General features: G+C 57.9%; 10 protein-coding genes. 3 read left to right on the top strand and 7 right to left on the bottom strand.

Annotated features, from left to right (window positions below; all coding sequences use genetic code 11):
• Positions 1–32: 32 nt before the first annotated feature.
• The 3 genes from ACQKRQ_RS24845 to ACQKRQ_RS24835 all read right to left on the bottom strand — a co-directional run bounded on the left by ACQKRQ_RS24845 (position 33) and on the right by ACQKRQ_RS24835 (position 2,948).
• Positions 33–914, bottom strand: a complete 882-nt coding sequence (locus ACQKRQ_RS24845; RefSeq protein WP_427480062.1) for a sugar phosphate isomerase/epimerase family protein — start codon at positions 912–914, stop codon at positions 33–35.
• Between the two features lie 67 nt (positions 915–981).
• A complete protein-coding gene (locus ACQKRQ_RS24840; RefSeq protein ID WP_427480061.1) occupies positions 982–1,902 on the bottom strand; it encodes an intradiol ring-cleavage dioxygenase in 921 nt (306 codons plus the stop codon).
• Positions 1,903–2,033: 131 nt separating this feature from the next.
• Positions 2,034–2,948, bottom strand: coding sequence for a LysR family transcriptional regulator (locus ACQKRQ_RS24835; protein WP_132379546.1), 915 nt, complete (start codon positions 2,946–2,948; stop codon positions 2,034–2,036).
• Between the two features lie 507 nt (positions 2,949–3,455).
• Between ACQKRQ_RS24835 and ACQKRQ_RS24830 the strand changes: the two genes are divergently transcribed.
• Positions 3,456–4,499, top strand: a complete 1,044-nt coding sequence (locus tag ACQKRQ_RS24830; RefSeq protein ID WP_427480059.1) for a LacI family DNA-binding transcriptional regulator — start codon at positions 3,456–3,458, stop codon at positions 4,497–4,499.
• Positions 4,500–4,634: 135 nt separating this feature from the next.
• On the opposite strand, the gene ACQKRQ_RS24825 is transcribed toward ACQKRQ_RS24830, so the two are convergent.
• The gene (locus ACQKRQ_RS24825) at positions 4,635–5,819 is read right to left on the bottom strand and encodes a porin (RefSeq protein WP_427480057.1); all 1,185 of its coding nucleotides are present in this window, start codon (positions 5,817–5,819) and stop codon (positions 4,635–4,637) included.
• Between the two features lie 535 nt (positions 5,820–6,354).
• Between ACQKRQ_RS24825 and ACQKRQ_RS24820 the strand changes: the two genes are divergently transcribed.
• Positions 6,355–6,675 carry a DUF4148 domain-containing protein gene (locus ACQKRQ_RS24820; protein ID WP_427480055.1) on the top strand — a complete coding sequence of 107 codons (321 nt, stop codon included), beginning with the start codon at positions 6,355–6,357 and terminating at the stop codon, positions 6,673–6,675.
• Between the two features lie 171 nt (positions 6,676–6,846).
• Positions 6,847–7,035: a hypothetical protein gene (locus tag ACQKRQ_RS24815; protein WP_427480310.1), complete on the top strand. Its 189-nt coding sequence runs from the start codon at positions 6,847–6,849 to the stop codon at positions 7,033–7,035.
• 168 nt (positions 7,036–7,203) lie between these two features.
• Here ACQKRQ_RS24815 and ACQKRQ_RS24810 read toward each other — a convergent pair whose 3' ends face one another.
• The 3 genes from ACQKRQ_RS24810 to ACQKRQ_RS24800 form a co-directional block, all read right to left on the bottom strand.
• Complete coding sequence (locus tag ACQKRQ_RS24810) at positions 7,204–8,814, bottom strand: aldehyde dehydrogenase (NADP(+)) (RefSeq protein ID WP_427480053.1); 1,611 nt, start codon at positions 8,812–8,814, stop codon at positions 7,204–7,206.
• Positions 8,815–9,561: 747 nt separating this feature from the next.
• Entirely contained in the window at positions 9,562–10,749 is a 1,188-nt protein-coding gene (locus tag ACQKRQ_RS24805) for an MFS transporter (RefSeq protein ID WP_427480292.1), read from the bottom strand.
• A gap of 196 nt (positions 10,750–10,945) precedes the next feature.
• Positions 10,946–12,301, bottom strand: a complete 1,356-nt coding sequence (locus ACQKRQ_RS24800) for an MFS transporter (protein ID WP_427480051.1) — start codon at positions 12,299–12,301, stop codon at positions 10,946–10,948.
• Positions 12,302–12,361 lie beyond the last annotated feature (60 nt).

Raw genomic sequence — 12,361 nt, 5'->3', positions numbered from 1 at the left:
CAGAAATACTTTGTCGTTTAAGGTCAAGAGCGTCAGACGGAAGTTGCGCTTTTCGCCGAGAACTGCGCGACGGTGGTGTTGTAAGCGCGCTTCGCCATCTCGTCGAGCGGAAATTTTCGGTGCGTCTCAGAGATCAGTTCCACGCCGTAGTACGGGAGCGTGCAGCCTGCTTGCTCAAGGGCATCGACGAAGGCAGGCAGGTCGCCTGCACCTTCGCCACAAAGCTGCCTGTTAAAGGTCGAGTCGTCGAACAGCGACCCCTTAACCTGGGCGCCGACGTCGTCCATCTCCACGCCCTTGATGAAACGCGCGGGAATTTGGGCGACTTCGCTATAAGGGCCGTCACCGCGCGCTACGTGCCAGTGGTCAACCATCAGACCACCATTGGGCTGGTTGGCGCCTTCAGCAACCTTCAGCGCCTCTGCGATATTCCGGATGGGAGAGAAAGGCATGAACTCGATTGCAACCGTCGAGTCAACCGTCGCCACATCCTGGCAAAGCTTCGCGAATTCGTCGGTCATGCGGGCGAAGTCGGCCGGATTTTTGTCGAAGGGGCTCGCACCGATTTTCAGATTGCGCATGCCCAGTTCCCCACCCAGTTCGATGAAACGGCGACGGCTATCGTCAGACTTGACCCGCGCCTCTCCGTCGAAGTACCAGTCCATCAGGATTTCGAGTTCGAAGTACTTCATGCCAGTGTCGTCCAGAATCTTCTTGACGCCAGACACCCCGTACTTCTCGATGCTGTACTCGAGGTCATCGAGAATCAGGCCGATGCCGCTCCACCCGGCGCGCGAAGCCGCTTCGCAACGGTCGCGCAGCGGAAACGGGCTGATCTCGTTCGACGCACACGGATAGACGTCGCCAGCAAGGGTCCAGTACGCAGCCAGCAGTTCAATTTTCTTCGCGCTCATATGTAGTATTCCTCTTTATTTCAATGTCATCGGTTTTTTTGATGGCATGCTCCCGCATGCCAAACGATTACGAAATTGTCCGAGTGGGCTTGCTGGACGTCGCGAGAGTGAAATCCCACGACACAGTCCAGAACGGCGACGAGAACCCGACGCGCTTGCCAGCCTCCGGGTCGTCAATCTTGCTAAATTCGGCGATGAGTTCACGCTTGACGCCGAAGACCGCGTCTTCTGGGAGATACGGGCAATCAGGCGTGAAAATGTGAGTGATGACCGGGTCAAAGCCAGGCGCGGTCACGATGAAGTGCAAGTGAGCGGCCCGGTTCGGGTGTCGGCCCATTGCGGCGAGGAGCTTACCGACCGGGCCGTCCGAAGGAATGGGATAGTGGCGCGGCTTGACGGACTTGAACCAGTAACGGCCTTCGGCATCCGACGTGAAAACGCCGCGAAGATTCGAATCAGGCTGAATGCCTTTCTGTTGCACGTCGTAGAAGCCGTCGTCGTTGGTCTGCCACACTTCAAGCTTCGCGTTCGGAATCGGATTTCCCTCAATATCGGTTACCCGACCTTCTACAACCATGGGCTCGCCCTTTCCATCCAGGCAGATGTTCGCGCCGTTCAGATATTCAGGTGCGTTGGCGATGTAGAAGGGACCCAGAATCGTGTTCGGCGTAGCACCGTTCGGACGGCGATGGTTGATTGCATCAACCAGCATGGAGACGCCGAGGACGTCCGAGAGCAGGATGTATTCTTGCCGCCAGTCCGTGCACATTTGACCCGTCTCAGTCAGGAAACGGATGGCATTGAACCACTCTTCGTGCGTAGGTTCGATTTCCTTGACCGCAGCATGAAGGTGTTTGACCAGAACCGACATGACCTGGCGCAGGCGAGCGTCTGCACCGTCGCTCATACGAGCATTGACGACTTCGGCCGAGCGAGCTTCATCGAAGTACGGCGACGTGGACTGAACTGCTGAGAAAGCGCTTTGCATTGAGTGTCTCCATCAAACTTTCTGTAGCTTTGAGACAAGTCTATATTCGCCGTAGCTGGCAAAACAGAGCTAGAAAGGGAATGTCTTTCGCGCTGAGTGGGAAGAAGCCTCGAATGCAAGGAGCACGGAGGTCACGCTGTCCAATGCCGTTCGTAGTCGTTCTGATGGAACCGCTCCAGGAGTGCGTCAATGAACAGCCGCACCTTGACAGGAAGATGCGAGCGGGTCTGAAACGCGATGTTCATGGTCAACCGGGGCAGATCCCAATCGTCAAGCACAGGAATAAGGCGACCCGCCTTAAGGTCGTCGTGGATGATGTATTTCGGCTGCACCAGAATGCCCATGTTGTCTAGCGCGGCGACACGCAATATCTGGCCATCATTCGACTCCACCAATGGCTTCACTCTGACAACGACGTTTTCACCACCACGTGTGAATGAAAGCTCGCGTGGGTTGTCGGCGAGTTGATAGTTCAACAGCCTGTGCTTCGCGAGTTCCGCCGGGAAACGAGGGTGTCCGTTCGACTCGAGGTAGCCGGGCGATGCAGCCAATATGCGGCGTGTTGATGCCAGTCTTCTTATCGTAATGTTGCTGTCTGGCTCAAGAACCTTTGTTCGAATCGCGACGTCTATGCCGTTCTCGATGATGTCGCAGTAACGGTTAGCCGCTAGTACGTCGACGGTGATGTCGGGGTAACGCGCCGTGAAATCAGGGAGCATGGGCGCGATGTGCAGCATGCAGAACGACAACGAGGCGGTGACGCGAAGGACGCCGCTTGGACGCACTACCGCCTCTTTGATGACCGCCTCTGCTTCGCCAAGGTCTGCCAGGATAGATTTGCAGCGCCGGTGGAATTCGGCGCCAGCCTCAGTCAAAAAAAGGTTGCGCGTCGTTCGACGCACCAACTGGACTCCGAGCCTCGCCTCCAACGAAATCAAATACCGGCTTGCCGCCGAGATGGAGAGGTCGACAGCCTCGGCAGCTCCGCTGATGCTGCCCGTCTCGGCCACCTCGACGAACAGCTGTAGTTCCTTGAACTGGTCCATGCCTTCGCACCATTACGTTTTGTCTCCGCCCACATCCGCGCGGGATACGGGAGTACGCGCGACTTGACCGAGTCATTTTTGTGCGCCGCGTCTGCAACATAATAGTGCGATCAATCTATCGTGTACCAACTAGAATCCATCAAAAAACTATCCGTTTGACGGATCCACTGGCCGTATGGCGCCAAGTGTGCTCCACGATCGCTAACGAAAATTCTGTCACCCGGAATCCCCGACAAGCGCGCGCGACATGATCCGCCCATGATTTTTCGGGCACGAGATCTTTGGTGGACGAGCCCCAGCGTGAGTTTGCCGCGCACGAATACCCAGCGGCGCAGAGCCAATCACCAGCGCTCAGACCGCGGTCGCTCTCGCAATACCAATCGCATCGTTGCGGGATAGTCTCTGACGGGTAGTCCATCCGTGTCTTCTATTTTCGATGTAGGATAGCTCTCAGCATCAATTGGGGTCTCAGAAACGCATCAAAAGCTATCAATATGGAGGGTCGGATTGGCTCACCGCTTTTTGATCAAAGAAATTGCCCTTCAAGCAGGGCTTGGAGTGGCTACGGTCGACAGGGTGTTGAACGGGCGCGCAAACGTCCGGGAGCACACTCGCAATCGGGTTGAGCGGGCAATCAAAGAACTAGAGAAACAGGAGTTGAACCTGGCAAACACGGGTCGGAAGCTCATGGTTGACGTTGTTGTAGAAGCGCCGACGCGGTTCAGCGATGAATTAAAGAGCGCCCTTGAGGCCGAACTCGCACTAATGCATCCGGCCGTTGTTCGTCCGCGCTTTCTGCTACAGGAGACGATGACGACGTCAGAAGTGGTGGAAACCCTTCGCTCCATCGCGCGAAGAGGAAGCCACGGCGTCTTCCTGAAGGCCCGCGACGTTCCTGAAATTGCTGAGGCAATCGGCGAACTACAGCGCCACGGCATCCCCGTCGTCACAGTCTTCACCGACATACCGCTGTCTGGTCGCATCGCCTATGCCGGACTCGACAATCGCGTGGCTGGCGCTACGGCCGCCTACCTCATAGGCCTATTGCTGGGGCCTCGGCAGGCTAATGTGTTGATAACGATGAGCGACGAGCATTTTCGGGGCGAGGAAGAACGCGAGATAAGCTTTCGTCGAGCATTGCGCAAGCGCCACCCTCAACTCAAACTCATCGACGCAAGCGGCGGACATGGCCTTGATTTGCCGACCGAAGAGCGAGTCCGGAGCGTTCTCAACGAGGAGACTGGCATCGCTGCCGTGTACTCCATGGGCGGAGGCAATGCCGCGATTCTTCGCGCGCTAGAGGCGTGGCAACAAGCTCCCGTCTACTTCATCGGTCACGACCTCGACAGAGATAACGTGCAGCTTCTACGTGCCGGAAGGATTCAAGCAATCTTGCATCATGATCTCCGACAAGACATGCGGTCCGCTTGTCATCACGTCATGCACTTTCATAAGCTCTTGCCAGCATCCTCGGTAGCGTCATCTTCTTCCGTCGTAGTCGTGACGCCAGAAAATATCCCGGACCACATCGCCAGTCGCTTCCGCGATTGATTCGACCACTCACAACCGCGCTTCTGTAAAGGCAATCTCCGCGTGCGAAATTGCTCGCAGGGCTGCTGTTTTCGGCTACAAAGCAGTCCAACCTGAGAGGTCCGAGAAAGTCGTCGCTCGAACCTCTCGACGCCATTAGAATCTCGTCGCCAACCCGGCAATGACGCCGAACTGGCTCTTGCCATAGTTGGGGTTGGTGCTCGATGCGCTTCCGTTGATGGGGTCGTTGTTGATGTTCGCGCCATACAGGCCACTATCAAGGCCGACGTTAGACGATGAGCTATTGCGGACGTAAGCCAGTTCTGTGTAGAGGAGCGTCCGCTTGGACAGCGAGTAGTCCACACCTAGTGTGTACAGGGTTGCGTTTCCGTTCCCTTTGTTTGCATTCGCGTGATAGACGGCACCGGTGATAGCGAGCGCGGGCGTCGTCTGCCAGGTTGCGCCAATCCACTCATGATCGACGGTCGTCGGGAGGCTGGTACCTGCCGGCAACGTCGACGGCGCCGTCGTGCCAAAATAGCCCGCATTCGACGCGTCCGGAGCACTCAGGTGTTGGTACCCGACATATGCCAGCACAGGACCGAACGCGTAGGTTAAGCCCGTGAGAATCGAGCGAGAAGTAAGGTACACGTTGCTGAACTGGCCGTTTCCGTCTCGAACCTCGTCATAGGTCGCCTGCCAGAAAAGACCCTTGTTCGCGTAGGAGAGTTTGATGCCGTCCGAGCGGCCTTGGGAACTTCCCAGTCCGGTAGAAGTGCCGAGTTGACCGGGCGCGCTTCCTGGATTTCCGGCATTCCATGTTGGCGAATTCGTCAGATCATACTGTCCTTGCAGCGTGAAGCCGGCTATCGTCGGCGACAGGTACTCCGCGCCGTTCGCTGCCTGCGAGAAGATGCGACCCCGGACCAGGGTTCCAATCGAATACTTCTTCGTTTGCTGTGGGTCGACATCGCCCGAGTATTGGCTTATCTCGGCAGAACCCATGTTCCCGAGCTTGATTTGCCCCCAGGTGTCGTTCTGCAGACCCACTGTCGCCTGCCCCTCGAAGAAGCTCCCGTTGGCGAAGCTTCCGTTCATCGTGTTCAGCCGGGACTCCAGCTGGAAGATTGCATGCGTGCCGCCGCCGAGGTCCTCGGCGCCTTTGAGGCCGAATCGCGATTGCGCCCAGCCTCCACTTTGTGCGCCGAATACATGTCCCTTCGGCTGATTCGTCTCGTACACGAGACCGTTGTCGACGATACCGTATAACGTGACGTTGCTCTGAGCCATCGCTGTTGCCGTCGTCGACAATGCGAACACGCTGAACAAAAGCTTCTTCATCGATATCTCCAGTAATTTAGTTGTACTACATCTGTGCCAGCGCTATCGGGAACACCTAATGCCTTCGGTCGATCGAGAATTATCGAAGTCACCGCTGCGAGCGCCCATCCTACTTTCATCACGCGCGAGACGACAGGACCGCGTGGAGTCGCACAACCGCTCGTACAGAAGAAATTGGAAGCAATCGAAAGAACAGGAGGAAGGTTGACGCGGAAGGTGATAAATTCCCTGAGGCGTGTCTCCTGAACTGCTCTTGTGTAATTTGGCCCGAGTGTATATTCCCCATTCCCTCGAACAAAGAGCGGAAAGGGGAATCTCTTTCGCGGAATCAGGGAAAATGGACCTTAAAGCAAGCGGACAGAAGCCTTCCGGCCTTATGCTACTAATCTCCTCACGGTTAACCCCGTATCCCGGTCGACGTTGTATCGATTACGCTTCGTATGTTCCAATGCGAAGAGACATGTTCTTCTCGGTAATACCCCAAACGGTCCGTGACCAGTCTCACGTCGCCTAACGCATCCATACGGAGATACGTATGAACTTCAAGAAACTGTCTGGCTTCGCTGTCTCAGCGAGTATCGCCCTGAGTCTGCTCTCACTACCGTCGTTGCCCGCCAATGCAGCGACAAGCGATGCCGCTGCCTCCGGCGCCGCCATGTCAAAGCAGGAACTGAAGGCGCAAAAGAAGGCCGACCGCCAGGCGCGCCGCGCGAAGAAGAACGCTGAACTGAGCACACTGGAAAAGAACGGGTATAGCCCGTCGGCAAATCAAACAAACTATCCACAGAATCTGCAGAACGCTCAACAGAAAGCGGCCGGGCAAAAGCCTACGAACGCACCAGCGGTCGCACCTTGACGCTTCACGCGGTCTGGATCGCGCGCGCTCGAGGTGGTGGTCACGCGAGTCGCGCGGGCAATGCAAGTGGGAACGTTTGCTGAAACGGCGATGGGCGAGACCGTGTGAAAACGCATTGGTCGCCTAGACTGAATCAACGCACTGAGATCAGGTGACTCATGAAGCGATTCGTTGAAGGCGATGACCACAAGCAGGTCGCACTACTTCCCGAATGCGCCGACGACAAACTATATCGGACAGGACAATCCATTCCGGGTCATAGAAGCCCGGTGGCGCGTGATCGTCGAGGCGGCGACGCCAGACTGGATTCCGGCGACGCTGCTTAAACGGGAGATTGAGGAGCGCATCGCGCCTTGGTAGCTGGGATGGGACGTTTGGTTCGTGATACGCAGTCACGGGAGTCGTACGCAGAAACATGCGCACTATCCGTATTCCAGAACGACCGCAATGCCACCGAACTCTTCGCGCTGCCTGGCACGTTCAGATAGACCGTCACAATTGGCGGGCCGCCGGCTGGAAGATTCAAGGTCAGGCGATGGAATCCCCCACTTGCGCCGGCGTGGCCAGTTCGCCGTCGACGAGACGCCAGATGCCCAACGGATTAGATTCCTTTACTGCGTCTGGACGCAACGTCTCGGGTAGATCCTGATAGCAGACGGGACGAAGGAAACGGTCGATTGCCGTCGCACCTACCGACGTGAACATCGAGTTCGAAGTTGATGGGAATGGGCCGCCATGGACCATTGCGTGGCAAACCTCCACGCCTGTCGGGAAACCGTTCGCCAGAATGCGGCCAGCTTTGCGTTCAAGCACCGGCAACAGGCGCTGCGCATCGGCATGGTCGCCTTCGTCAATCTGCAACGTGACCGTCAGCTGCCCTTCCATGTGCTCTGCGACTCGCAACATTTCATCGAAATCACGAGCGCGAATCACGACGGAAGCCGGGCCGAACATCTCTGCCTCAAGTGCGGGCGTGGCGAGCAGGCGCTGCGCGTCGGTCACATAAAGCTCGGCCTGCGCGGCGTTCGGACGCTCACCTGCGGACTCGCCTTGGGCAACCTTCGCCACGCCCTGAACCTCACTAACATTTCTCGTTCCAGTGCAGTAAGCGTCAAAAATTCCAGGCGTCAACATCGTTTGGGCCGGCTTGGCGGTCAATGCTTCCCCCGCCGCCCTCACGAATCGATCGAGGTCCGGACCATCGATAGCCAGGACAAGACCTGGGTTCGTGCAGAACTGGCCCGCGCCCATCGTCAGAGAATCAGCAAACGACTTGCCGATTGCTTCGGCGCGGTTCGCTAGCGCGCACGGAAACAGGAATACCGGGTTGATACTGCTCATTTCCGCATATACAGGAATCGGTTCAGGCCGAGCGTTGGCAAGACGTATCAGTGCGAGACCACCCTGCCGTGAGCCCGTGAAACCGACCGCCTTGACGACAGGATGCGAAACGAGTGCTTCGCCGAGCTTGCGGCCCGCACCGATCAGCATTGAGAAGACACCCTCCGGCAAGCCCTGCTGCTTGACGGCGGCCTGAACTGCGCGACCGACGAGTTCTGAAGTGCCCAGGTGCGCGCCGTGCGCCTTCACGATGACGGGCGCGCCAGCGGCAAGTGCGGATGCCGTGTCGCCCCCGGCAACCGAGAATGCGAGCGGGAAGTTGCTTGCGCCGAATACGGCGACGGGCCCCACGGGTACTTTTGCAAGACGAAGATCCACTCGTGGCAACGGCTGGCGCACGGGCTGCGCATGATCGATTGTGGAGCCGAGAAAATGTCCATCTCGAACGACTCTGGCGAACAGGCGCATCTGAGCAACCGTGCGCGCGCGTTCGCCTTGCAGGCGCTGCACGGGCAATCCGGTCTCCGCATGCGCCCGCTCGATGAGTTCGTCGCCGATGTCCAGGATGTTGTCGGCGATCGACTCGAGGAAATCCGCGCGCTTTGCAAGAGAAACACTTCGGTAGATGTCGAAAGCCTGGAAGGCCAGCGAAGCCGCGTGCTCAACTTCCGCAGCACCGCCCATTCCAAAGACTGGCTCCGTGATTTCCGAGTTGGTGGCAGGGTTGAACGCGCGCTGATCACCGTCAGTGCCTCGCACTGCGGAAAAACCAATAAGCATTTCACCAGTGAGGGTCATGCAGGTTTCCTAAAATGGGTTCGATGGAGCTAATTTGTGGCACTACGCGTCGTGGTACGCACCTGAATCGAAAGCCGGAGGTAATCGTCGTGCCGAAGACACGGCCATACAAAGCAACGACCGCCAGGCAGCTTCTCGGATTTGTCGATGCCGACCACTATGCGTGGCGAGTGTCACCCGAGTAGTGCGGCTAGTTCCGAAGCCCATTCATTGTTGGTTGAACCGTGGAGGGCGGGTAGACGCACCACGAGCCGTCGCCATGTCGAAAGAAGACAATCGCGAACGTTCCAAACGAACGCATGACTTCGATCCTTACGACTCGCCATGGCATTTTCCTTGAGCGAGCTGGCCGGGTGACTCGAAAATTTTCACCGCTACCAAACCAGTCATTGACAAGGAACCGAAGAGATTTGCACTGACTGCTCATACGCTTCTCCGTGCTTCGCGGCCAGGTAGCAGAACCGAACAGGCGCAACAGCGAATTGGTTCGTGCGGTGACACCACACGACCAGACTCACCCTTAACTCTTTCGGCCCACAGGCCATTGCAATGTGACTCCGCGTCGTGTTGGACTTTTTCTACCCAAGAAGGTGGAGGCGGTGTGAATATGATCGAGCCATTCGAGGGTACCGTCCATTGAAGTTAAAGGCAGACGACTTAACCGAAGCGTTAAACCTCTTCGTGACACTTTCTTGCCCGCCGTTATGCTCTCACTTACTCCCGACCTGCGACACGCGAGCCTTTCCGTCAGTACAAGGCTTCGCGTCTGGCGAGCGGCTTGAATAGCCGGCTCCATGCAGCGCTGACAAGGATCGTCGCGCATCCACCCAGCACGACGGAGCCAACGACGCCAAACGCCGTGGCAGTCACCCCGGACTCGAATTCCCCCAGTTGGTTACTCGCGCCGATGAAGAGGGTGTTCACGGCTGCGACCCGTCCGCGCATGCAATCAGGCGTTTCCAGTTGAACAAGCGTCTGCCGCACCACCACGCTGATAGTGTCAGCAGCGCCCGAGATCGCCAGCAGCAACAGCGATATCGGAAACGATCGTGAGAGCCCGAACGCGACAATAGCCATTCCATAGACGGCGACCGCAATAAGGAGTTTCTTGCCGACGCCGCTGCCGATGGCCCGCCGGGATAGCATGAGGCCAACGCAAAGCGCGCCCGCGGCCGGTGCGGATCTCAGCAAGCCCAGTCCTTGCGGCCCCACATGCAGGATCTCTTTCGCGTAGACAGGCAGCAGGGCAGTGGCGCCGCCGAACAGGACCGCGAACAGGTCGAGAGAGATGCCACCGAGCAACAGAGGGTTGTGCCAAACGAAGCGCAAGCCGGCGAGAAGCGTCTCGACCGTGACGGGTTCGCGTGGCGGTGGAATGTGGTCATAACGTATAAGCGCGTACATTACCGCACTCACGCAGAACAGCACGACGCAGGTCAAATAGAGCGCGTTGATGCCGATCGCGAACAGCAAGCCGCCCAACGCCGGCCCGGCGATCACGCATACCTGCTGGACCACCGTGCTGAGCGCCATCGACCGCGCCAGCAAAGTGTGCGGAACGAGCATCGGTAGGAGTGCCTGTTGGCCTGACATCTGAAACGGCCGAATCGCGCCCAGGATCAGCGAGAGCCCCAGCAGCAAGTCGCGGGTCACGATGTGCGTCATGGTCGATACGGCAAGCAGCGTGGCCATGGCTGCCTGGGCCGCAAGGCAGACTGCAACGATTTGGCCTCGATGCATGCGATCAGCGCAATGGCCGGCGACCAGCGTCGTGGCGAGTCCGGGAATAAACTGGAAAAGGCCGACGAGGCCGAGATACCAGGCGCTGGACGTCAGGTCATACATATGCCAACTGATCGCCAGCATGAGCACCTGCTGAGCAGTGATGGAACCAATGCGGGCGATCAGGAAGCGCATCAACGATGAATGGTGCATCAAAGGCACAATGCCCGCGCGCACCTCGAGCGCCGGCGACGACGTATCGGGGGCACGCGTCATACCGGACTCCACTCTTTTGAATTGCGAATGCGCTTGTTGATCTGACCGCGCAGCACCAACTGCCAGCTTTCCCCGTTGTAGAAGTGCGGATGGTTATCGATAATTTTCGTTTGCGGCATTGGACCCTTGTGAATTATCTGCTGTGTGGCAGTGACCGGTTTTCCGATTCCGGTGGGCGGGTATTCAGCGAATCTTCAGCCGCTACCTCTTCGCTCTGCTGCTGGTATCCAGTCGCATTGACTTTCGGCGCCCACTTCCACTGCAATAGCACCACGGTACCCGCAGCGCCGAGTATCAAGAACATGAAAATAGCCAGCATGGGGAGCGTGTAACTGCCCCCCACATGGAGTAACCAGCCCGAAAGGCTGGCTGAAATCCCACCCGCAAGACTGGTGGCCACTTGCTGCAATCCCGTGTTCAATCCCACTGCCTGCTTCGGGATCAGAGTGAGCTTGACCAATGCCAGATTGTTCGCAGTGACGAGGCCCAACAGCGAGAGAGATACGACATTCCAGAACACGGCCATTTGCGGCGAACGCGTGTACGCGCCAAGCAAAACAGTAGTGCCACCGACAAATCCCGCCACGATGAACGATTTGCGCACCACCACGGCATCATGGCCGCGCGCGATCAGGCGGTCTGCTGCCCATCCGGCGAGCGCCGCCACGATCGCGATGCCCGCGAAGCTAAAGAACGTATAGAGTCCCGACTGTTCAAGCGAAAGGCCGCGCTGTTCGACAAGATAAGCAGGCATCCACGTCATGCAGTAGAACGCGAAATAGCTGTAGCAGAAGTTGGTAATCAAACCGCCCCACACCACTGGGCTCGACAGAAGATTACCGAGCGGCACCGAGGCCGCCCGCCGCCTTGCCGCCGCAAGTTCGGCTTTGGACGGGAGATCATTGTTGAGCATCAGCAGCCATGGCATTAGCCAAACCAGCCCGGCCAGGCCGGTGACAACGAACATTGCCTTCCACGAACTGATGGCGATCAGCCAGACCGCGATCGGCGCGCCAAGCGCCGGTCCCATCTTGCCGCCAATCGAGTAGATCCCGAGCGCGGTGCCCTTCCGGGTTTCATCGAAGTTGTTCGCAAGGTAGCGATAGGTTGCGGGGACCACCACGGCTTCCGCAATGCCAATCAGCAGGCGCACTACGATCAGCGCGGAAAGCGTGGTGACGACGCCCGTCGCCGCCGCCGCAAGACACCACAGCAGGAAGCAGATCGAGTAAGGCCATTTCACGCCATAGCGATCCACCAGCCAGCCCATCGGCATCTGAAGCAGGCCGTAAGACCAGAACATCGCAGAGCCGAGCCAGCCGCGTTCGACATGCGTCAGCGCAAACTGCCGAACGAAATGATGGTCTGCGAGCGCCGCTGACATGCTCGTGCGGTCCACAAAAGAGATCATGAGCCCGACCGCGAGCAGCACGAGAATGCCCCAGCGACTTTCACGCCGCGCCGCTTTACGTCGAGTTATCCGGTTCACTCTGTCTCCGACGATTTCTCTGTTTTACTCGCCAGCTGGTGTGCTTTGCTTTCGGCGTGG

The organism is Paraburkholderia sp. NPDC080076 (assembly GCF_050281145.1).
GTDB lineage: Bacteria > Pseudomonadota > Gammaproteobacteria > Burkholderiales > Burkholderiaceae > Paraburkholderia.
Note: the sequence above shows the minus strand (reverse complement) of the source record. Positions and strands in the feature narration are given on the sequence as shown.